This is a genomic window from Streptomyces sp. NPDC088246 (assembly GCF_044741025.1).
In the GTDB taxonomy this organism is placed as follows: Bacteria; Actinomycetota; Actinomycetes; order Streptomycetales; family Streptomycetaceae; genus Streptomyces.
The window spans coordinates 219,650-240,072 of the sequence record NZ_JBIURV010000011.1; the positions used below are offsets into that span (position 1 = coordinate 219,650).

The 20,423-nt window shown below is 66.9% G+C and carries 19 protein-coding genes and 1 pseudogene; 13 read left to right on the forward strand and 7 right to left on the reverse strand.

All coding sequences use genetic code 11. The annotated features are described in order from the left end of the window. Positions 1–100: 100 nt before the first annotated feature. Together ACIPEK_RS17955 and ACIPEK_RS17960 are read left to right on the forward strand one after the other, a co-directional pair. Positions 101–2,380 carry a transglycosylase domain-containing protein gene (locus ACIPEK_RS17955; RefSeq protein WP_401996915.1) on the forward strand — a complete coding sequence of 760 codons (2,280 nt, stop codon included), beginning with the start codon at positions 101–103 and terminating at the stop codon, positions 2,378–2,380. A gap of 118 nt (positions 2,381–2,498) precedes the next feature. After that, the gene (locus tag ACIPEK_RS17960) at positions 2,499–3,992 is read left to right on the forward strand and encodes a glycosyltransferase family 87 protein (protein WP_401996848.1); all 1,494 of its coding nucleotides are present in this window, start codon (positions 2,499–2,501) and stop codon (positions 3,990–3,992) included. Between the two features lie 51 nt (positions 3,993–4,043). Here ACIPEK_RS17960 and ACIPEK_RS17965 read toward each other — a convergent pair whose 3' ends face one another. The 3 genes from ACIPEK_RS17965 to ACIPEK_RS17975 form a co-directional block, all read right to left on the reverse strand. Further along, positions 4,044–5,075, reverse strand: coding sequence for an alanine racemase (locus ACIPEK_RS17965; RefSeq protein ID WP_401996851.1), 1,032 nt, complete (start codon positions 5,073–5,075; stop codon positions 4,044–4,046). A 105-nt stretch (positions 5,076–5,180) separates the two neighbouring features. Next, on the reverse strand, positions 5,181–6,299 hold the full coding sequence (locus ACIPEK_RS17970) for a lipid II:glycine glycyltransferase FemX (RefSeq protein ID WP_382899527.1): 1,119 nt from the start codon (positions 6,297–6,299) through the stop codon (positions 5,181–5,183). A 239-nt stretch (positions 6,300–6,538) separates the two neighbouring features. Further along, positions 6,539–6,853, reverse strand: coding sequence for a hypothetical protein (locus tag ACIPEK_RS17975; protein ID WP_383071089.1), 315 nt, complete (start codon positions 6,851–6,853; stop codon positions 6,539–6,541). A 277-nt stretch (positions 6,854–7,130) separates the two neighbouring features. Between ACIPEK_RS17975 and rpsF the strand changes: the two genes are divergently transcribed. The 4 genes from rpsF to rplI all read left to right on the forward strand — a co-directional run bounded on the left by rpsF (position 7,131) and on the right by rplI (position 8,855). Beyond that, positions 7,131–7,421: a 30S ribosomal protein S6 gene (gene rpsF / locus ACIPEK_RS17980; protein WP_383071091.1), complete on the forward strand. Its 291-nt coding sequence runs from the start codon at positions 7,131–7,133 to the stop codon at positions 7,419–7,421. A 74-nt stretch (positions 7,422–7,495) separates the two neighbouring features. Next, positions 7,496–8,110 (forward strand): single-stranded DNA-binding protein, encoded by a 615-nt coding sequence (locus ACIPEK_RS17985; RefSeq protein ID WP_189276614.1) that lies wholly within the window; start codon positions 7,496–7,498, stop codon positions 8,108–8,110. 43 nt (positions 8,111–8,153) lie between these two features. After that, on the forward strand, positions 8,154–8,390 hold the full coding sequence (gene rpsR / locus ACIPEK_RS17990; protein WP_003967857.1) for a 30S ribosomal protein S18: 237 nt from the start codon (positions 8,154–8,156) through the stop codon (positions 8,388–8,390). Between the two features lie 18 nt (positions 8,391–8,408). Beyond that, on the forward strand, positions 8,409–8,855 hold the full coding sequence (gene rplI, locus ACIPEK_RS17995; protein WP_093895069.1) for a 50S ribosomal protein L9: 447 nt from the start codon (positions 8,409–8,411) through the stop codon (positions 8,853–8,855). Between the two features lie 90 nt (positions 8,856–8,945). On the opposite strand, the gene ACIPEK_RS18000 is transcribed toward rplI, so the two are convergent. Then, positions 8,946–10,283 (reverse strand): MATE family efflux transporter, encoded by a 1,338-nt coding sequence (locus tag ACIPEK_RS18000; protein ID WP_401996857.1) that lies wholly within the window; start codon positions 10,281–10,283, stop codon positions 8,946–8,948. A gap of 459 nt (positions 10,284–10,742) precedes the next feature. On the opposite strand from ACIPEK_RS18000, the gene dnaB reads away from it, so the two are divergent. The 3 genes and pseudogenes from dnaB to ACIPEK_RS18015 all read left to right on the forward strand — a co-directional run. Then, the gene (gene dnaB / locus ACIPEK_RS18005) at positions 10,743–12,221 is read left to right on the forward strand and encodes a replicative DNA helicase (protein ID WP_401996860.1); all 1,479 of its coding nucleotides are present in this window, start codon (positions 10,743–10,745) and stop codon (positions 12,219–12,221) included. 247 nt (positions 12,222–12,468) lie between these two features. Then, positions 12,469–13,212 (forward strand): GNAT family N-acetyltransferase, encoded by a 744-nt coding sequence (locus ACIPEK_RS18010; RefSeq protein WP_401996863.1) that lies wholly within the window; start codon positions 12,469–12,471, stop codon positions 13,210–13,212. 456 nt (positions 13,213–13,668) lie between these two features. Continuing rightward, a pseudogene (locus tag ACIPEK_RS18015) lies at positions 13,669–13,845 on the forward strand (AAA family ATPase); the annotation flags it as partial. Between the two features lie 83 nt (positions 13,846–13,928). On the opposite strand, the gene ACIPEK_RS18020 reads toward ACIPEK_RS18015, so the two are convergent. The 3 genes from ACIPEK_RS18020 to ACIPEK_RS18030 all read right to left on the reverse strand — a co-directional run bounded on the left by ACIPEK_RS18020 (position 13,929) and on the right by ACIPEK_RS18030 (position 17,040). Next, positions 13,929–14,855: an NADP-dependent oxidoreductase gene (locus ACIPEK_RS18020; protein ID WP_401996865.1), complete on the reverse strand. Its 927-nt coding sequence runs from the start codon at positions 14,853–14,855 to the stop codon at positions 13,929–13,931. 69 nt (positions 14,856–14,924) lie between these two features. Next, the gene (locus ACIPEK_RS18025) at positions 14,925–16,049 is read right to left on the reverse strand and encodes an FAD-dependent oxidoreductase (protein ID WP_401996868.1); all 1,125 of its coding nucleotides are present in this window, start codon (positions 16,047–16,049) and stop codon (positions 14,925–14,927) included. Between the two features lie 97 nt (positions 16,050–16,146). Next, positions 16,147–17,040 (reverse strand): NADP-dependent oxidoreductase, encoded by an 894-nt coding sequence (locus ACIPEK_RS18030; protein ID WP_401996871.1) that lies wholly within the window; start codon positions 17,038–17,040, stop codon positions 16,147–16,149. A 71-nt stretch (positions 17,041–17,111) separates the two neighbouring features. Here ACIPEK_RS18030 and ACIPEK_RS18035 point away from each other — a divergent pair, with 71 nt between their 5' ends. From ACIPEK_RS18035 to ACIPEK_RS18050, 4 genes are all read left to right on the forward strand, one after another. Continuing rightward, positions 17,112–17,681, forward strand: coding sequence for a TetR/AcrR family transcriptional regulator (locus tag ACIPEK_RS18035; RefSeq protein WP_401996874.1), 570 nt, complete (start codon positions 17,112–17,114; stop codon positions 17,679–17,681). A 314-nt stretch (positions 17,682–17,995) separates the two neighbouring features. Then, complete coding sequence (locus tag ACIPEK_RS18040; protein WP_401996876.1) at positions 17,996–19,138, forward strand: TnsA-like heteromeric transposase endonuclease subunit; 1,143 nt, start codon at positions 17,996–17,998, stop codon at positions 19,136–19,138. After that, entirely contained in the window at positions 19,132–19,656 is a 525-nt protein-coding gene (locus ACIPEK_RS18045; protein WP_401996878.1) for a LysR family transcriptional regulator, read from the forward strand. Before ACIPEK_RS18040 ends, ACIPEK_RS18045 begins: the two co-directional genes overlap by 7 nt. 41 nt (positions 19,657–19,697) lie before the next feature. Beyond that, a complete protein-coding gene (locus ACIPEK_RS18050; RefSeq protein WP_401996880.1) occupies positions 19,698–20,237 on the forward strand; it encodes a GNAT family N-acetyltransferase in 540 nt (179 codons plus the stop codon). The last annotated feature ends 186 nt before the right edge of the window (positions 20,238–20,423 follow it).

A 20,423-nucleotide genomic window follows, 5' to 3' on the forward strand; every position in this document is an offset into this window, starting at 1 on the left:
CTTCATCGACTATCCGCGCGCCGGGAAGTACGGCGTGCGGCGCTGGGTGCCGTCGTGGAAGCTGGTCTCCAGCCTCTGTATCGGCTTCATGGGCCTGCTCATGGGCCTGGCCGGCCTCGCGTACGCGATGGTCGACACGCCCACTGTGAAAGACACCGCGAAAGCGCAGAACAACGTCTATTTCTGGGACGACGACACGCAGATGGTCGCCACGGGCGGTGAGGTCAACCGCCAGATCATCGGCTACGAGCAGATCCCCGAAGCCATGCGGAATGCCGTCATCTCGGCGGAGAACAAGTCCTTCGAGCACGACAGCGGCATCGACCCCATGGGCATCGCCCGTGCCCTGTTCAACATGGCCAGGGGCGGCCAGACCCAGGGTGGCTCGACGATCACCCAGCAGTACGTCAAGAACTCGTTCCTTTCTCAGGATCAGACCCTGAGCCGGAAGTTCCAGGAACTCTTCATCACGCTCAAGGTCACGAATGAGAAGGACAAGAAGGACATCATCCGTGACTACCTGAACATCTCCTACTACGGGCGAGGTGCCTCAGGGATCCAGGCGGCGGCCCGTACGTACTACGGCAAGGATGCCAAGGACCTGAACGCCAGCGAGTGCGCGTTCATGGCCACGCTGCTCAAGGGTCCTACCTACTTCGACCCGGCGGGCGTCCCCGAGGAGGATGCGAAGCAGGCCACCAAGGCGAAGAACACCAAACGGGCCAAGGAGCGGTGGGAGTGGATCCTCAATGAAGAGGTGAAGGACAAGCGTCTTTCGCAGGCGGAGCGCGACAAGTACACCGAGTTCCCGATGCCCGATCCGCCGAGGAAGAGCGCCCAGCTGGGCGGTCAGACCGGCTATCTGGTCGACCTCGCCAAGTCGTACGCCCTGAACAACGTCAAGGGTATGACGGCGGCCAAGCTGGCCCAGGGCGGCTACGAGATCCACACCACGTTCAACAAGAAGAAGGTCAAGGAGCTCGACGCCGCGGTCCAGAAGGTCTACGACAGCAAGATCAATCCGAAGAAGCGCCCCGAGACGGACACCCACGTCCAGTTCGGCGGTGGGTCGGTGGATGCCAAGACCGGTGCCATCGTGGCGATCTACGGCGGTCAGGACGCGACCAGGCACTACACCAACAATGCCAACCCCACGGGTGCGCAGGTCGGTTCGACCTTCAAGCCGTTCGTGCTGGCGGCAGCGATGGAGTACGGCAAGCGCGACCCCTCGCTCGACGCGGACCAGGGCTTGTCGCAGCGTGAGAAGGTCTCGCCGCTGAGCATCTACAACGCCGACGACAAGCTGAAGATCAAGAAGTACAACGGCGAGATCTGGACCGACGAAAACGGCAAGGAGTGGCTGCAGGCCAACGACGGCCATGAGTCGAAGGGCAACATCACCCTTCGTGAGGCGATGCAGTGGTCCGCCAACTCCCCGTATGTCCAGCTCGGCATGGACGTCGGCACCGACAAGGTGAAGGACATCGCCATTGCCGCCGGTCTCAAGGACGACGAGAACATGGCGGATTCACATGTGCCGTCGTTCTCGATCGGTACGTCCTCGCCCAGTGCGATCCGTATGGCCGGTGCGTACGCGACCTTCGCCGCCAGCGGACAGCAGCGCGAGCCCTACTCGGTCACCGAGGTGAAGCACGAGGGCAAAACCATCTACCGGCACAAGGACGTCTTCAAGCACGCCTTCGATGCCGACATCGCCGACAACGTCACCGACGTCCTGAAGAACGTCGTCGAGAAGGGAACCGGTACCCCCGCGCAGCTCCCCGGCCGCGACGTGGCGGGCAAGACCGGTACGACGGACGAGAACAAGTCGGCCTGGTTCGTCGGCTACACCCCGCAGCTGTCCACGGCCATCAGCATGTACCGGCTGGACGACGACGAGAAGAACGCGAACCGCAAGTTCGAGAAGATGTACGGCACGGGTGGTGAGAAGACGATCCACGGTGCCTCGTTCCCGGCCCAGATCTGGCACGACTACATGGCGGAGGCGATGCAGGGTAAGCCGGTCGTGACATTCCCGAAGCCGGGGCCGATCGGTGAGAAGGTCTACGGTGGCGGCGCGCAGAGCCCCAAGCCGTCGCCCACCACGGTGGAGTCGCCCTCGCCGTCCACGTCGGCGACCGAGTCGCCCGCGATGAGCCCGTCCCCGCCGGCGCCCGACCCCAGCGACACCTGTAGCGCATGGGACTGGAACTGCCAGAACACCAACGGCGGGGCCAACACCGGCGCTGACAACGGCGGAGCCACAGGCGGTCCCGGCACCAGCCCGCCGCCGTCCTCCTCGCCACCGGGCGGTGGCAACGGCAACGGCAACGGCAACGGCAACAGCAACGGCGGATTCTTCGGGGGCCCGGCCGGTTAACGTCCCTCCGGCCGGATAGACCGGCGATCCGGCCGACCGGACCTGGTCAAGGGCCGCCGCACCACATGGTGCGGCGGCCCTCGTCGTTTCCACAGTCCCGTACGGCAGGATGAGCGGCATGCCAAGCGCAGAAGACACGAGTGTGCACCAGGAACGGCCCGTCGTACGGCCCACGCACCAGGACGAGATCGCCGAGGCAGGCAGCGAGCTGATCGGCGGCCGGTCGGGACGCTGGACACGGGTCGGCAGCACGGCACTCACGCCCGTGGGCGTCATCGCGCTGGTGGCCCTCGGGATGTTCGCGCTGGGCATGGTGCAGAAGCTGCCCTGCTACAACTGGGCGTGGTTCAGGGGTGCCAGTTCGCAGTACACGCACGCCTGCTACTCGGACATTCCGCATCTCTATGTCGGACGTGGCTTCTCCGACGGTCTCGTGCCGTACTTGGACCGGCTGCCCGGCGACATGCAGTACCTGGAGTACCCCGTCCTGACGGGCGTGTTCATGCAGATCGCGTCCTGGCTGACACCAGGCGGATCCATTCAGCACCGCGAGCAGATGTACTGGATGGTCAACGCCGGCATGCTGATGATCTGCGCCGTGATCATCGCCGTCTGCGTCGCCCGTACACACCGGCGCCGCCCCTGGGACGGACTGCTGGTCGCTCTCGCGCCCGCCTTCGCGCTCACCGCGACGATCAACTGGGACCTGCTGGCCGTCGCGTTGACGGCCGCGGCGATGCTCATGTGGTCCCGGGGGCGGGTGCTGGCGTTCGGCGTCCTCATCGGGCTTGCCACGGCCGCCAAGCTCTATCCCGTGCTCCTGCTGGGGCCTGTCTTCGTGCTGTGCTGGCGGGCGGGCAAATGGCGGGAGTTCGGCCTGGCGACGTTCGGGGCGGCGGTTTCCTGGCTGGTGGTGAATCTGCCGGTGATGATCTTCGCGCCCGAGGGATGGAGCAAGTTCTACGGTTTCAGCGAGGAACGGGGCATCGACTTCGGCTCCTTCTGGCTGATCATCACCCAGCGCACCGGCATGACCATCGAGACCCCGACCGTCAACCACGTCTCGGAGCTGTTGATGGCCCTGCTGTGCGCGGCCATCGCCGTGCTGACGCTGACGGCACCGCGCAGGCCGCGCTTCGCGCAGCTCGCCTTTCTCGTCGTCGCAGCGTTCATCCTCGTCAACAAGGTCTATTCGCCGCAGTACGTGCTGTGGCTGATCCCCCTGGCCGCCCTGGCCAGGCCGCGCTGGCGCGACTTCCTGATCTGGCAGACGTGCGAGGTCATGTACTTCCTGGGTATCTGGATGTACCTCGCGTACACGATGAGCGGGGACAAGCACCAGGGGCTGCCCACGGAGGGGTATCAGCTGGCGATCATCCTGCATCTGCTGGGCACGCTGTACCTCTGCGCCGTTGTCGTACGGGACATCCTCATGCCGGAGCGGGACGTCGTGCGGCGCGACGGGTCGGACGATCCGTCCGGCGGGGTGCTGGACGGGGCCGAGGACGCATTCGTGCTGAGGCGGGCGGCGCATCCGCCGCGGCATGCCGTTCCCGCCGTCGAAGGACCGCGGGTGGAATGGGGAGCGGGGCACGGACCGGCCGCCGACTGAGACGGGTCTCTTCAGGGGGCCGAGGCCCCCTGAAGAGCGTCCCGGCGCCTCCTACCGGTCCACGAGGCGGTCGAACTGGGTGGTCGTGTGGCGCAGATGGGCCACCAGTTCGTCGCCGACCTTCGGCTCCTGCGCGTCCGAGGGGACGAACAGGATCGACACCTGCATGTGCGGCGGTTCGGCGAACCAGCGCTGCTTGCCGGCCCAGACGAACGGTGACAGGTTGCGGTTGACGGTGGCCAGGCCCGCGCGGGCGACACCCTTGGCGCGCGGCATCACACCGTGCAGGGCCTTCGGGGCCTCCAGGCCCACACCGTGCGACGTACCGCCGGCGACGACCACCAGCCAGCCGTCCGAGGCGACCTTCTGCTGGCGGTAGCCGAAACGGTCGCCCTTGACGACGCGCGTGACGTCCAGAACGGCGCCCCGGTACTCCGTCGCCTCATGGTCGCCGAGCCACAGCCGGGTGCCGATGCGGGCGCGGAAACGGGTCTGCGGGAACTGCTGCTGGAGACGGCCCAGCTCCTCGGCGCGCAGATGGCTGACGAACATGGTGTGCAGCGGCAGCCGGGCCGCGCGCAGCCGGTCCATCCAGCCGATGACTTCCTCGACCGCGTCCGAGCCGTCCGTGCGGTCCAGCGGCAGGTGCAGGGCGAAGCCTTCGAGGCGTACGTCCTCGATGGCGGCATGCAGCTGCCCGAGCTCCTCCTCCTTGACACCGTGGCGTTTCATCGAGCTCATGCACTCGATGACGACCCGTGCGCCCACCAGGGCGTGCACGCCGTCCACGGAGGAGACGGACCGGATGACACGGTCGGGCAGCGGCACCGGTTCCTCGCCCCGGCGGAACGGGGTGAGGACCAGCAGATCGCCGCTGAACCAGTCCTTTATGCGGGCCGCCTCATAGGTGGTGCCGACGGCGAGCGTGTCGGAACCGAAGCGGATGGCCTCGTCGGCGAGCCGCTCGTGACCGAAGCCGTATCCGTTGCCCTTGCAGACCGGGACGAGGCCGGGGAACTGGTCGAGGACGGATTTCTGGTGCGCCCGCCAGCGCGCGGTGTCGACGTAGAGGGAGAGCGCCATGGCCGGTCCGGAACCCTTCTGGTGGCTGCGGTGTGTGGGAGGTGTGCGGAGTCGAAGTCCCCATTGAAACGAATGAATCCGGTTTCGTCAGCGGGACGACGTGTATCAGCGGCGCGACATGTAGATGTCGAGGGCCTTGTGCAGCAGCTTGTTGAGCGGGAAGTCCCACTCGCCGATGTACTCGACGGCCTCGCCCCCGGTACCGACCTTGAACTGGATCAGACCGAAGAGGTGGTCCGTCTCGTCGAGCGAGTCGCTGATACCGCGCAGGTCGTAGACGGTCGCGCCCATCGCGTACGAGTCGCGCAGCATGCGCCACTGCATCGCGTTCGAGGGCCGGACCTCGCGTCCGATGTTGTCGGAAGCGCCGTACGAGTACCAGACGTGGCCACCGACGACGAGCATCGTCGCCGCGGACAGGTTGACGCCGTTGTGCCGGGCGAAATAGAGCCGCATGCGGTTGGGGTCCTCGGAATTGAGCACCGTCCACATGCGCTGGAAATAAGAGAGCGGGCGCGGCCGGAAGCGGTCGCGGACCGCGGTGATCTCGTACAGCCGCTGCCATTCGGCGAGGTCCTCGTAACTGCCCTGGACAACCTCGACACCGGCCTTCTCGGCCTTCTTGATGTTGCGTCGCCACAGCTGGTTGAAGCCCTTGAGGACATCTTCGAGCGACCGGTTGGCCAGCGGGACCTGGAAGACATAGCGCGGCTGTACGTCACCGAATCCGGCGCCGCCGTCCTCGCCCTGCTGCCAGCCCATCTTCCGCAGCCGGTCCGAGACTTCGAAGGCGCGCGGTTCGATGTGGGTGGCCTCGACATCGCGCAGGCGCTTCACATCGGGGTCCTGGATACCGGACTTGATGGCGGCCGCGTCCCAGCGGCGGATGACGACCGGCGGGCCCATCTTCACGGAGAAGGCGCCCTGCTGCTTGAGATGCGCCAGCATGGGCTGGAGCCAGTCGTCCAGGTTGGGGGCGTGCCAGTTGATGACCGGGCCCTCGGGAAGGTACGCGAGGTACCGCTTGATCTTGGGCAGCTGGCGGTACAGCACCAGACCGGCACCGACCAACTCGCCGCTCTTGTCGAACCATCCCAGATTCTCAGAGCGCCATTCGGTCTTCACATCAGCCCACGCCGGGACCTGGCAGTGACTCGCCGCAGGCAGATTCTGGATGTACGCCAGATGCTGCTCTCGGCTGATGGTCCTCAGGGTCAGGCTCATGCGGGGCGCTCCTCGGCAGGTGTGTCCCCATCGGTCAGGGGCTCCGGCTCTCGCGCCGAAGCCTACTGCGACCGGGGAGCGCGCCGTCTGGCCCTATGGGCCCTTGCCGGTCCGTCCCGCCGGGACCCGGATGGCCCCGTCCTTGTACGGGGGGCGGCGCCAGGCCCCTGAACGGGGTCCTCGCGCCGGGCCCGTACGTCCGGCTGTGTCTGGTTGTGCCTGGTTGCGTCTGTCTCGAATCAGCCCACCAGGCCGCCGAAGAGGCCGCCGTGGGCCATGCCGAGGAAGAACCCGATGGCGGATGCGCCCAGGCCGATGATCAGCGGGAACCTCTCACGCGTGGTCACCGAGACGTACTGCCCGTACGCAGCCGTGAGGATCCCGATGAGTCCGGCCCACGAACTGATCAGATGCAGGCTGTGGAACATCGCCGTCACGAAGGCGAGCGCACCGAGGACCAGAGTCACCACCACCAGGGCTTCCTGGAGTGGATGGGTCTTGCCGTCCGTGGCGAGAAGGGAGACGGGAGGACGGGGTCGAATTGCCTGTGCCATGGAGTACCTCCTGGCCGAAAGGCGGCGCATCGTGGCGCCGCTCACACCCGATGTGTACAGATTGCGTCTCCTGAGCACCGGATTTCAACCGGAAGCCGGTGTGCGGGTAGTCTGTAACGTCTGCACCGGTGTCTGCCCAGGCCAGCACGGCGGCCCCTCTCGACAGAGGGTGCTGTCAGTGGCGGCTGTTTTACTCGGAGACACTGTTGCTTACGCATCACGACCCTCCTGCCACGGAACGACCGTGGCCGCTGAGTCCAAAGGAGGTGGGTTCCACATGCGTCACTACGAAGTGATGGTCATCCTCGACCCCGATCTCGAGGAGCGCGCTGTCTCCCCGCTGATCGAGAACTTCCTCTCCGTCGTCCGTGAGGGCGACGGAAAGGTTGAGAAGGTCGACACCTGGGGCCGTCGTCGTCTCGCTTACGAGATCAAGAAGAAGCCCGAGGGCATCTACTCGGTCATCGACCTGCAGGCCGAGCCTGCGGTCGTCAAGGAGCTCGACCGCCAGATGAACCTGAACGAGTCGGTCCTCCGGACCAAGGTCCTCCGTCCCGAGAACCACTGAGCATCTAGCTCAGCGGTCATCGGGTTCGAGTAGCAGCAAGCAGCCAGAAGCAATCCCCGCCGAGAGGTTCACCCATGGCAGGCGAGACCGTCATCACGGTCGTCGGCAATCTCGTCGACGACCCCGAGCTGCGCTTCACTCCGTCCGGTGCGGCGGTCGCGAAGTTCCGTGTCGCGTCCACTCCCCGCATCTTCGACCGGCAGACCAATGAGTGGAAGGACGGCGAAGGCCTGTTCCTCACCTGCTCGGTCTGGCGGCAGGCGGCGGAGAACGTCGCCGAGTCGCTTCAGCGAGGCATGCGCGTAGTCGTGCAGGGCCGGTTGAAGCAGCGGTCGTACGAAGACCGCGAGGGCGTCAAGCGCACGGTCTACGAGCTGGACGTCGAGGAAGTCGGCCCCAGCCTCAAGAACGCCACGGCCAAGGTCACCAAGACCACTGGTCGCGGTGGTCAGGGCGGCCAGGGTGGATACGGCGGCGGCCAGCAGGGCGGCGGCAACTGGGGCGGCGGTCCCGGCGGCGGTGGCCAGCAGGGTGGCGGCGGCGCTCCCGCCGACGACCCGTGGGCCACGAGCGCGCCTGCCGGCGGCCAGCAGGGCGGGGGCCAGCAGGGCGGCGGAGGCGGTTGGGGTGGAAGCTCCGGCGGCTCCGGCGGCTCCGGCGGCGGCTACTCGGACGAGCCTCCCTTCTAGGGCAGCTCGTACTCCCACTTCTTGATCACACAGGAGAAACACCATGGCGAAGCCGCCTGTGCGCAAGCCTAAGAAGAAGGTCTGCGCGTTCTGCAAGGACAAGACCCAGTACGTGGACTACAAGGACACGAACATGCTGCGGAAGTTCATTTCCGACCGCGGCAAGATCCGTGCCCGCCGCGTGACCGGCAACTGCACGCAGCACCAGCGTGACGTCGCCACGGCAGTCAAGAACAGCCGTGAGATGGCGCTGCTGCCCTACACGTCCACCGCGCGATAAGGGAAGGGTGACCGAATCATGAAGATCATCCTCACCCACGAGGTCTCCGGCCTCGGTGCTGCGGGCGACGTCGTCGACGTCAAGGACGGGTACGCCCGTAACTACCTGGTTCCGCGTGGCTTTGCCATCCGCTGGACCAAGGGTGGCGAGAAGGACGTGGCGCAGATCCGCCGCGCCCGCAAGATCCACGAGATCGCCACGATCGAGCAGGCCAACGAGATCAAGACCAAGCTCGAGGCCGTGAAGGTCCGTCTGGCCGTTCGCTCCGGCGACGCCGGCCGTCTCTTCGGCTCCGTGACCCCGGCCGACATCGCCTCGGCGATCAAGGCTGCCGGTGGCCCCGACGTCGACAAGCGTCGCGTCGAGCTCGGCTCGCCGATCAAGACGCTCGGCGGACACCAGGTGTCCGTGCGTCTGCACCCCGAGGTCGCGGCGAAGCTCGGCATCGAGGTCGTTGCTGCCTAAGGGCAGAGCTCACCAGAGCAGGTGAAGGGCCGTACCCCGCGGGGTACGGCCCTTTGCTGTTTCACGTGAAACGGGGCGTCGGTCGGTGGCTCAGCGGGTGGCTCCGGTGACGATCCACTTGCCCGATCGGGTGCGCAGCCAGAGCGTCACCATGCGGACGGTCATCATCAGGGCCATAGCCCACCACAGCGCGGCCAGGCCGCCGCTGAACGTCGGCACCAGCAGGGCGACCGGAGCGAAGAGGGCCAGAGTCACGAGCATGGCCCAGGCCAAATACCGCCCGTCTCCGGCACCCATCAGTACTCCGTCCAGGACGAAGACCACGCCGGCGATCGGCTGGGACAGCGCCACCACCAGCAGCGCCGGGAACAGCGTGTCCTGAACGGTCTGGTCGCCGGTGAACAGGGGCACGAACAACGGCCGGGCAAGGACGATCAGTGCCCCGAACACGACCCCGGAAGCGATGCCCCACTGGACCATGCGGCGGCAAGCCTCGCGTGCGCCCTTGGCGTCATCGGCTCCCAGGTAGCGGCCGATGATGGCCTGCCCTGCAATGGCGATGGCGTCGAGGGCGAAGGCCATCAGGGTCCAGAGGGAGAGGACGATCTGGTGCGCGGCGATCTCGGTGTCGCCGAGGCGTGCGGCGACGGCTGTGGCGATCATCAGCACGGCACGGAGCGACAGCGTACGGACCAGCAGCGGAACGCCTGCCTGAGCGCTGGCCTTGATGCCTTCGGCGTCGGGCCGCAGCGAAGCGCCGTGCCGACGTGCTCCCCGTACCACCACGATGAGATATGCGGCGGCCATGGCGATCTGTGCGATCACAGTGCCCCAGGCCGATCCGGCAATGCCGAGGCCGGCGCCGTAGACGAGTCCTGCATTGAGGGCTCCGTTGGCCGCGAAGCCTCCGATGGCGACATAGAGCGGGGTTCGGGTGTCCTGCAGGCCACGGAGTACGCCGGTCGCGGCCATCACCACGAGCATCGCCGGAATGCCGAGACTGGAGATCCTCAGATATGTGGTGGCGTAGGGGGCTGCGGTGTCGGAGGCGCCGAAGGCGTCCACGAGCCAGGGCGCTGTGGGGAGCGTGATGGCGATGACGAAGATGCCGAGCAGTAGGGCCAGCCAGATGCCGTCCATGCCCTGCCGGATCGCGGCGGCCGGATCGCCCGCTCCGACCCGCCTTGCCACTGCCGCGGTGGTGGCGTACGCGAGAAAGACGAAGACGCTGACGGCGGTGGTCAACAGGGCTGCGGCGACGGCCAGGCCGGCCAGTTGCGGTGTGCCGAGATGGCCGACGATGGCACTGTCGACCATCACGAAGAGCGGCTCGGCGACGAGCGCGCCGAAGGCAGGGACGGCCAGCGAGATGATCTCGCGGTCGTGCCGTCGACGACTGGGCGGCAGAGGTGCCGGGGCCTGGATCACGGGGGTCAATCTAATCTTCCACAGGTAATAGATGCAATGCCTATGCGGCCCTTACATTTATTGCTACCCGGCATTCTCTCGTGCGCTGTTTGTCGTGATCTTGTGCTGACTCGGAAAGTTTTTCTCCCCCACAGCCCGTGGATGGAGAAACTCCAGGTCAGAGCCTTGATGGTGTGGGTGCTATGAGTTTGTCCACAGTGCTGTCCCCCGCTCCGTGCACAGGTTCCGCAGAGTTCTCCACAGCATCTGGTCCGTCGTCCACATGCCCTGTGGATAACCAGATTGGCTGACGGTGCTGAGCGGCCTACCGTGGTCCGGCGCCCGCACCCCGTTCCGGCCCTGGAACCCCGCAGAACTCGACGTGCCGGAACCGGAGTCGGGCGTCTTGTTTGTCGGTGCTGTGCCGTAAGAAAGAGTGGCACGGTGAGGTCCGCGGAGCGGACGGGAGGAGGTGGCCCGGTGAGCATTTCCGAGCCTTTGGACGACCCCTGGGCCGACACCGGTCCCAGTGACCGTCTGCCCGTTTCCCGCCAGCGCCGCGGCGAAGGCCGGGACCGCGGCGAGCAGCACGAACGCGGCAGGGAGAGCAGCGGATGGGAGGGCGGTTCCCCCGGTTTCGAGCGGGTGCCGCCCCAGGACCTCGATGCCGAGCAGTCGGTTCTCGGCGGCATGCTCCTGTCCAAGGACGCCATCGCCGACGTCGTGGAGATCATCAAGGGGCACGACTTCTACCGCCCCGCCCACGAGACCGTCTACCAGGCGATCCTCGACCTCTATGCCAAGGGGGAGCCGGCCGACCCGATCACGGTGGCGGCCGAACTGGTCAAGCGGGGCGAGATCACCAAGGTGGGCGGAGCTCCGTATCTGCACACCCTCGTCCAGTCCGTGCCGACCGCGGCCAATGCCTCGTACTACGCGGAGATCGTCCACGAACGGGCGGTCCTCAGGCGGCTCGTGGAAGCCGGGACGAAGATCACGCAGATGGGATACGCGGCCGACGGCGATGTCGACGACATCGTGAACTCCGCGCAGGCCGAGATCTACGCCGTCACCGAGCAGCGCACCAGCGAGGACTACCTGCCGCTCGGCGACATCATGGAAGGCGCTCTCGATGAGATCGAGGCGATCGGTTCGCGCAGCGGTGAGATGACCGGGGTGCCGACCGGTTTCACCGACCTCGACGCCCTGACGAACGGCCTGCACCCGGGCCAGATGGTCGTCATCGCGGCCCGTCCGGCCATGGGTAAGTCCACTCTGGCGCTGGATTTCGCACGGGCCTGTTCGATCAAGAGCAACCTGCCCAGCGTGATCTTCTCCCTCGAAATGGGTCGCAACGAGATCGCGATGCGACTGCTCTCGGCCGAGGCGCGAGTCGCGCTGCACCACATGCGTTCCGGCACCATGACCGACGAGGACTGGACGCGGCTGGCTCGCCGGATGCCGGATGTCTCGGCAGCCCCCCTCTACATCGACGACTCCCCGAACCTCTCCATGATGGAGATCCGGGCGAAGTGCCGTCGGCTCAAGCAGCGCAACGACCTCAAGCTCGTGGTCATCGACTATCTGCAGCTGATGCAGTCCGGCGGCTCGAAGCGTGCAGAGAGCCGCCAGCAGGAGGTCTCGGACATGTCCCGAAACCTCAAGCTGCTCGCGAAGGAGCTGCAGCTCCCGGTCATCGCGCTCTCCCAGCTGAACCGTGGCCCCGAACAGCGCACGGACAAGAAGCCGATGGTCTCCGACCTGCGTGAATCCGGATCCATCGAACAGGACGCCGACATGGTGATCCTGCTGCACCGCGAGGATGCGTACGAGAAGGAGTCCCCCCGAGCCGGCGAGGCCGACCTGATCGTTGCCAAGCACCGTAACGGCCCGACGGCGACGATCACCGTGGCCTTCCAGGGCCACTACTCGCGCTTCGTGGACATGGCACAGACCTGAGCAGGCGGTCTGTAGGGTCTCAGATGCCGTGTCCTTTTCTCATCCGGGATGTCCACCGCGTGTCCAATAGGACATGGAGGTGAGAATCATGCTGTCCTGTCTCATGCAAGTTGGCAGATTCTCGTGACATCTCACGCGACGTGGCGGATTCTCAATGGGTCGCGGCTGGGCCGAGTTCTGCGGTACGGGCTGTCCGTCCGGGAGGAATCCGGTCGCGCTCTGGCTGCAGAGGCGTCAGGATGCGGCCGTGGCTGACGATCTCTTGCTCGTTCGCGCCCGGGAGCTGTGGGTGGAGCTGGCGGACACACCGGTCGAGTTCTGTCCCTCAGAAGGGGCAAAGGTTGTGGTCGCGCCCAGGTCGCGGTTGTCTCCGCCGTCGTGGACCGGGATCGTACGGATCGGTGACGCTGCCATCGTCACTGCGCCGAGCGTGCGGGCTGCCAGGATGGTGGACGACGCCGCGCGGAAGATGACCCACAAAGAGCTCGTCGACATCGCTCGTTTGCGTGCGGTGCTGCCTGTTCTCGATGTCCTCGGGCCGGCTTCGCTCTTCTATCTCGGCCGGGACGGCTTTCTTCCTGCGCATGAAGGTACCGGGGTCGAGCAGTTGCCGATCGGTGACGGCGGCCTGGCCGCGCTGCTGGCTCTGACCGGGGAGGAGGAGGTCGGCGAGAGCGGTCTGGAGGACATCTCTTCTCCCGCGTTCTGTCTTCGCCGGGGCGATGAGGTAGTAGCCGCGGCCGGGTATCGGTCCTGGCCGCGGTCGGTGGCCCAACTGAGTGTGCTGGTTGCCCCGCACTATCGGGGCCGGCGCCTGGCCCGGGCCGTGGCGTCCGCAGCAGTGGCCCATGCCCTCGATGCCAGGTTGCTGCCGCAGTGGAGAGCACGGCCCTATCCATCACAGCGTGTGGCTGTAGCTCTGGGGTTCCAGGAACTGGGTGCCCAGCTCAGCGTTCGGCTTGGCGACATCCCCGTCGACCAGGACCGGTAAGGACGGGTCCTCTTCCGCGAATGCCATATCGTTTGAGAACAGCGAGCCCGAGATTCTCAAACGGCATGGCAACAGCGCAGGTCAGCATCGTGGATCCCGCCAATTACGCTGCGACAGGACACATGCCTGTCCTGTCGTACTGAGGTTGTCGGATTCTCACCGCTTCTCGTTTGTGCTGTCGGATTCTCATTGCGTCGCGCGCTGAGCGGCGGCGTTTGCCTCGTACTTGGGGTTTGATCCCACTTGCCTGGCCCGGTTCTCTCTGTACCTGTCACGGTCGTTTGCGGCAGGTACGCGGAGCCGGGGGTGGCGATGGATCCGGGTCTGGTCGATGTCGAGTGGGCCGACGGTGAGGGCGGCGGACTGAGGAAGTCCGTACTGGCGGCGGTGTCCTGGGTTCCGTTCGAGTCGGTGCTCCCGCCCCGCCGGGTCCTACCCGGGCCGTCCGAGGAGAGGCTGACCGGGGAAGCCGCGCCTACCGTCATTGACCAGGCATGCCGGATGCTGCGGCTCCCCACCGCCCGAGGGCGGTTTCCCGATCTCGCCGGGGCTGCGTTGCGTGAGCAGATGTCGTACCGGGGTTTCCTCGCGGAACTGCTGCTGGCCGAGTGCGACGACCGGGCCCGCCGCCGCTTGATCGCCGGGGCGCTGAGCTCCTCTTCCAGGTGCTGACGGAAAGGGGCGGTAGGCGGCGAGCCCGACCAGGCCCACGGCTGTCAGGGCACGGCGATGACGATCTTGCCGCGCGCATGGCCGGTGGCGCTGACGTCGTGAGCCGTGGCGGCCTCCTTCAGCGGGAACACGGCGTGCAGCGGGACGGTGAGGCGGTCTTGGTCGGCGAGATCGGCCGCCAGTGGCAGCCCTGCCCAGCCCGGCGACTCCCCTGCTTCGGAGCGGGAGAACCGCACTCCGTGTCGGTCGGCGTCGAAGTCCGCGATGGTCACCACGCGATGCGGATCGCCGGCGATGGCCACCAGTTCGGCCAGAGAGCCCTTACCGGCCGCGTCCAGAACCATGTCGACGCCGCGCGGAGCCAGTGGGGCAAGGCGATCGGCCAGCCCCGCCCCGTAGGTGACCGGTACGACGCCGAGCTGGTCAAGGAAGCCGTGGTTGCCTTCGCTCGCGGTGCCGATCACGGTGAGGCCGCGGGCCTGGGCGAGTTGTGCGGTGATGGTGCCGACGCCTCCGGCGGCACCCTCGATCAGCAAAGTCATGCCCTCGGCGGCTTCCAGGGCCTCCAGTACCCGCGTGGCCGTGTCGATGTTGCCTGCGGCGCCGCCCGCTTCCTCGAAGGACCACGACCGGGGCTTGGGTGCCCATGCCTCCAACACGGCGTACTGGGCTGCAGCGCCTCCCTTATTTACGAAGGGGACGAGGCCAAAGACCTCGTCCCCCACGGCGGTGCCGGTCACCCCCTCTCCCACCTCGTCGACCATTCCGGCGGCATCCATGCCGGGGATGTGGGGGAAGTCCAGGGTGGCGATGTCCCGCAGCAACCCTGAACGCAGGTAGCAGTCAACAGGAGTGACGCCGGTGGCACGCACCGCGATGCGGACCTGACCGGGCCCGGCGTGCGGCTCTTCGACCTCCTCCACGCAGAGGACCTCGGAACCGCCGTAGCGGTGGTATTGCACAGCAAACATGGGCAAACTCCGTATACGTAGCAAGTCGTTCAGCAGGAGAGCTTGCAGTCGCTCACCTCTGCGGCACTGTCAGGTTCCCGCTGGTTCTCGTTCGGTGAAGAACTTGATCACCTCCTGGGACGTGGGGTTGTGGGCGACTGCGGCAGCGGCCGCGGCGCTGCGGGGGAACAGCCCTCGTTCGTACTCGGTGAGGGCGGTTTCGATGTCATCGGGGTGTGCGGCGAGGGCCTTGCCGAGTTCGGCGCCATCCTGCATGGCCAGGTTGGCGCCCTCGCCGTTGGGGGTCGAGAGGTGGGCGGCGTCGCCGAGCAGGGTCACTCCCGGCACCCGGTCCCAGCGGTGCCCGACCGGCAGGGCGTGCAGGGGGCGCAGGACCGGCGCGGTCTCGCCGGCGGTGATCAGGGCGGTGAGTTCCGGTGCCCAGCCGTCGTACTCCTCCGCGATCCGCGCGGCGGCTGCGGCGGCATCGGTGAAATCGATGGTCGCGAACCAGTCCTGTGGCTTGGTCAGCGTGATGTAGGTGTGGAGGGTCCCGCCCTTCTCCCGGTGCGCCACGAACCACTTCCCGTTCCCGTCCGGGTCGAGCGCTACAAGCGTTCCGTCGCCGACCGCTTTCGCGGTGGCCGGGTGTCGGGTGTCGGCGTCGTGCAGGTGGGTCTCGACGAAGGACCGGCCGACGTATGCGGGCGTGGTGTCGCAGAGCAGCGGTCGCACTCGTGACCATGCACCGTCCGCGCCGACCAGCAGGCTCGTGGCGACGGCGGCGCCACCTGCGAAGGACACCTCGTGGCGGCCCTTGGTGAGGGCGCGGACGCCGGTGGCCTCGTGGCCCCATCGGACGGTGCCGGCAGGGAGTGCGTCGAGCAGGATCTGTCGCAGTTCGCCGCGCTGTACCTCGGGACTTCCGCCCGTGCCGTCGTCGGCCTTGTCGAACAGGACGGTCCCGTCTCGGCCGAGGAGCCGTATTGCTTGGCGGCCCTCCAGGACGATGCTGCGGAACTCGTCCGTCAGACCGGCAGCCTTGAGGGCGAGTTGGCCGTTGCGGTCGTGGATGTCGAGCATCCCGCCCTGCGAACGCGCCGTCGGGGAGGACTCCGCCTCGTAGACCGTGACGGGGATGCCGTGGAGGTGCAGGACGCGGGCCAGGACGAGGCCGCCGAGTCCGGCGCCGGTGATCGTGACAGGAGTGTGCATGAAGCTCCTTGCATGTGGCCCACCTGCCGGGTGGGGCTGGGCAGGATCGCTGGAAGGAAGGCGGCTTGCCGGGCCGTGCCATCGGGCAGGAAACGGCTCAGACGACGATGACCCGGCGCCCGCGCGTGTGACCGGCCCGGCTGTCGATGTGCGCGGCCGCGGCCTCGGCGAGCGTGTACGACTTCTCGACCGGGATGTGGAGCTTTCCCCGCGCGATGAGGCCGACGGCCTCGGCGAGGGCTTCCGGTACGTTCCCGGTCACGCCGGAGTACCGGACACCGTGTTCCGGCGCGCCGAGATCGGCGATGGAGATCACCTTCTGCGGGTCCCCGGTCAATTCGACGAGTTCGCGGATCACGCCGGAGCCGGCCAGATCGAGCGCTCCGTCGACATGGCCGAGCTGCCGCACCCGCTCGGCCCAGCCCTCGCCGTATGTCGTGGCGAGGGCGCCCAGGCTGCGCAGGTAGTCCTGGTTCGCGGCCCCGGCCGTGCCGATCACTGTGATGCCGCGGTCGCGGGCGATCTGCAGCACCGCCGATCCGACTCCGCCGGACGCTCCGCTGACCAGCAGCGTCTGGCCGGGCTGCACACCGGCCTGGCGGATGATGCGCAGCGCGGTCTCCACCACGGAGGGGTATCCGGCCGCTTCTTCGAAGGTCAGCCCCTCGGGCATTCGGGCCCAGGCCGACAGCACGGCGAACTCGGCATAGGTGCTCGAGCCTCGCCCGAACACGTGGTCGCCGACCTCGACTCCTTCGACGCCCTCGCCGACCTCGTCCACCACCCCGGAGGCGTCCTGCCCGACTCCGGCGGGCAGGACGACCGGGCGGACCTTCTGGAACTGGCCTTCACGGATTCTCCAGTCGACGGGGTTCACGCCCGCCGCCCGCACGGCGATGCGTATCTGGCCGGGGCCCGCGTGGGGCTCCTCGGCGCCTTCGAGGTGGAGAAAGTCGGGACCGCCGAACTCGGCGAAGCTCACTCTCTTCATGCAGCCGACCGTAACACTAACGGTTGTTATTTAGAAACAGTTACTCCTTTGGATTTGATAGTGTCAGCGACATGACCGAGCCGCCCGGACGCCGTGAGCGCAAGAAGGCCGCGACCCGACAGAAGATCGCCGACACCGCCCTGCGGCTCTTCCTGGATCGCGGGTACGACGCGGTGGGCATCCGCGATGTGGCCGCCGAGGCCGACGTGGCCGTCACCACGCTCTTCTCCCACTTCGCCTCGAAAGAGGCCCTGGTGTTCGAGCAGGACGACAACTTCGAGCAACGCCTCACGCAGGCGGTCACCAACCGCGCACCGCACGAACCGCTCATCCCCGCACTGCGCCGCGAGATCCAGGAGATGGTCCGGCACTGCACGGCGGACGGCACCGTCCCGATCTACCGCATGATCGACGAGTCACGTGCCCTGCGGGAGTACGAGGAGTCGATGCGGCTGCGTCATGCAGACTCGCTGGCAACGGCCATCGCTGCCGATCCCGGCCTGTCACAGACCACAACGGCCTGCCGGACGATCGCGAGGTTCGTGATCGACGCCTATTCGCTGGCCCGTGAGGCGGACGATCCGCAGGCCGCGGTGGACGAGATCTTCCAGATGATCGAGGCGGCCTGGGAAGTCACCTGACCTACCACTCTGCGAGCATTGCCCGCGAGGTCGGGCCCACCCTGGCGGCAGGCTCAAGGACGTCAGGATCTCCTGCAGAGCAACTACTCCGGCGGGGCCGGCGCAGGGTGCCCGGCCAGCTGCCTGGGGAACGGCACAGCCAAGGACCTACTGGCCGAAGGCCGGCAGCAGCCATCCGGTGAGGCTGCCAGCGAGCAGTGAATCCAGAGCCGGACGGGGCCTCAGCACGAATGGTTCCGCACGAGCCAACTCGTCTACGGCTGAGCGTCCGGCGCAGTGACGAGTCCATGGCGGAGGACCTGGAGTGACAGTCTGTGCCGCTCGGACTGCTGCAGGAGGCTCGGCCGTGGCGGACGATTCGCTGGTACAAGGGGCAGCAGCACTACTCAGGCACGTACTGGTCGGCGACCGTGCGCGATCATGTGATCTACGAGTCCCGGCTGGAGTTGGGGCGGCTGCTGTTCGCCGACTTCGCCCCGGAGGTGCGGCACATTGTCGCCCAGCCGTTCCTGCTCAAGGCCGATATCGACGGCAAGGTCCGCAAACACATCCCGGAGTACCTGCTGCTGACCGATGCCGGTCCGCTGGTCGTGGACGTCAAGCCTCGCCACCGGCTGGAGAAGCCGGAGGTCGTCCTCACGTTCTTCTGGACGCGGGAGGCGGTCACTTCGCGGGGGTGGCGGTACAAGGTGTGGAGCGAGCCGGACCCAGCCGTGCTGGAGAACATCCGGTTTCTCGCTGGCCACCGACGCGACTGGCTGTTCGACCCCGACATGGTCGGCGCCTTGAGGGCTGCGGATCTGGACGGGATGTTGCTGGCCAGTGCCTTTCGGCTGCTGCCTGACTGTCCTCGCCCGCTGGTGAAGTCGGCGGTGCTGCACCTGCTGTGGTCCGGGCACGTGACGACCGTTATCGCTCGCAGCCAGCTCTTCCGACGTCTCAGCGGCCTGCCTGCCGAGTTCGTCCCCGATGACCTGGGTGGGCTCGACGGCGCAGAGTTCCGGGCGAGGTCCTTGCGGTTCACCGCGCTTCAGCCCCCCGAACTCGCACACGCCCTCCAGCAGGAAGCCCTCGATTTCCTGGCCTCGCACCACATCCACGACGAGCCCGTGACCTGGCAGCCTCCTACCACCTTGCTGGCCGGGCTCTCCCTTCCCGGACCTGACCCGGCGCACGTCGACCTGCCCCGCCTGCACCAGCTCGTCCGAAGGCGCAAGCACCCCGTTCAGCACGCTGCCCAGGTCCTGGGCACGACCGTCGAGGCCATCCGGCATGTCCTCGACGAACACCCAGCCCCCGCACCTCCGCTGACGAAGAACGCTGCCAGAGCCACCGGCCGCATTCGGCAGCAAGCCCGGCAAGCCATCCCGGCAGAGCGCTTCACCCACCTCTACCTCGACGAACACCGGCCCTCCAGCAGATCGGCAACCTCACCGGTTTCTCCCGCAGGGTGCTGACCGATCTCGCCGAGGAGTACGGCATCTTGCTCCGCGAGGGTCCACAGGACTACAAGCGCCACGGCGCCGTCGAACGGGACTGGCTCATCGAGCAGTACGTCCACCGCCGCCGAACTCTGCCGGACCTCGCCCGCGAAACCGGCATGAGCACCGCCAACACGGCCCGCTGGGCCCGCACCCACAACATCCCACTGCGGCCCCGCGGCGGAGCCAGCCACGACACTGCCCTGCGCGCCAACGATCGGTCGCCCCGCACACCCGCACTTCTCCGCGGCGCCCTCAGCAGCCCCTCAGGCTGGCATCGGCTCGAACGGTTCACCGCTGCACTGCCCTACCCCACCCTCCGGCAGGCAGCCGATGCCCTCGGCACGACCCAACCTGTTCTCACCGCGCAGATCACACGCCTGGAACGCGAGCTGGGACAGCCCCTTCTCGAACGCGCTGAACGCGGACGGCCCATGAAGCCCACCCAATTCGGGAAACGCGTGGCTGATGCGGTCAAGAAGCACCGGAAGTGACGGAGCCGTCCGTTGTCAGTGGTTGCTGGGACCCTCCCTGCATGCATTCCGACTCGCTCCGCTTCGCACAGGCGACCACCGCGCAGGACATCGGCCAAGACCGGCGCCAGGCCCTCATCAACTGCTGGATCGATGTCTCCAACGCCGGCGGCGCTGCCGGCTTCCCGTTCCCTCCCATCGACGAACGGGATGCCGCCCCGGCCCTTGAGACCATCCTCGAAAGCCTCGCCCCCCGAACCAGCCGCCTCCTGATGGCCCTGGACGATGACGAACTGGTGGGCTGGCTCAACATTCGCTGCGATACCTACGCCCTCATCGCCCACTGGGGAACGCTGCATCACGTTCAAACCACCACCAGCAGACGCGGACAGGGGATCGGCAGCGCCTTGGTGAAGGAAGCTCATCGCATCGCGCGTGAGGACATGGCCCTTGAGCAACTGCACCTGGCTGCACGTGCTGGAGAGGGGCTGGAGACCTTCTACGGAAGCCTCGGCTGGAAGGAGATCGGGCGCTGGCCAGGAGCCCTCCGTTTCGGGTCTGGCGACGATCGCGACGAAGTCCTCATGCTCGTCGATCTCTGATCTGAGGAAATGACACGTTCCTGAGAGGGCGTTCGATAGGGGAACCCCCTATCTGTCCGATCTGCGCTGCGGCGAGACGGACTTGTTTCCGTGATCTCGTAGCGCGACACCTGGGTCATCGGTTTCGATCATTCTATGACTGAGCGACGTGCCTATCCTTCGGACCTCAAGGACGATCAATGGGAA

Coding starts and splice junctions, on each gene's coding strand:
- ACIPEK_RS17985 (WP_189276614.1), top strand. CDS start 7,496: ATGGCAGGCGAGACCGTCATCACGGTCGTCGGCAATCTCGTCGACGAC.
- ACIPEK_RS17975 (WP_383071089.1), bottom strand. CDS start 6,853: ATGGCACAGGCAATTCGACCCCGTCCTCCCGTCTCCCTTCTCGCCACG.
- ACIPEK_RS18020 (WP_401996865.1), bottom strand. CDS start 14,855: ATGTTTGCTGTGCAATACCACCGCTACGGCGGTTCCGAGGTCCTCTGC.
- ACIPEK_RS17970 (WP_382899527.1), bottom strand. CDS start 6,299: ATGAGCCTGACCCTGAGGACCATCAGCCGAGAGCAGCATCTGGCGTAC.
- ACIPEK_RS17955 (WP_401996915.1), top strand. CDS start 101: ATGGGCCTGGCCGGCCTCGCGTACGCGATGGTCGACACGCCCACTGTG.
- ACIPEK_RS17965 (WP_401996851.1), bottom strand. CDS start 5,075: ATGGCGCTCTCCCTCTACGTCGACACCGCGCGCTGGCGGGCGCACCAG.
- ACIPEK_RS17960 (WP_401996848.1), top strand. CDS start 2,499: ATGCCAAGCGCAGAAGACACGAGTGTGCACCAGGAACGGCCCGTCGTA.
- ACIPEK_RS18025 (WP_401996868.1), bottom strand. CDS start 16,049: ATGCACACTCCTGTCACGATCACCGGCGCCGGACTCGGCGGCCTCGTC.
- rplI (WP_093895069.1), top strand. CDS start 8,409: ATGAAGATCATCCTCACCCACGAGGTCTCCGGCCTCGGTGCTGCGGGC.
- ACIPEK_RS18050 (WP_401996880.1), top strand. CDS start 19,698: ATGCATTCCGACTCGCTCCGCTTCGCACAGGCGACCACCGCGCAGGAC.
- ACIPEK_RS18030 (WP_401996871.1), bottom strand. CDS start 17,040: ATGAAGAGAGTGAGCTTCGCCGAGTTCGGCGGTCCCGACTTTCTCCAC.
- rpsF (WP_383071091.1), top strand. CDS start 7,131: ATGCGTCACTACGAAGTGATGGTCATCCTCGACCCCGATCTCGAGGAG.
- rpsR (WP_003967857.1), top strand. CDS start 8,154: ATGGCGAAGCCGCCTGTGCGCAAGCCTAAGAAGAAGGTCTGCGCGTTC.
- ACIPEK_RS18035 (WP_401996874.1), top strand. CDS start 17,112: ATGACCGAGCCGCCCGGACGCCGTGAGCGCAAGAAGGCCGCGACCCGA.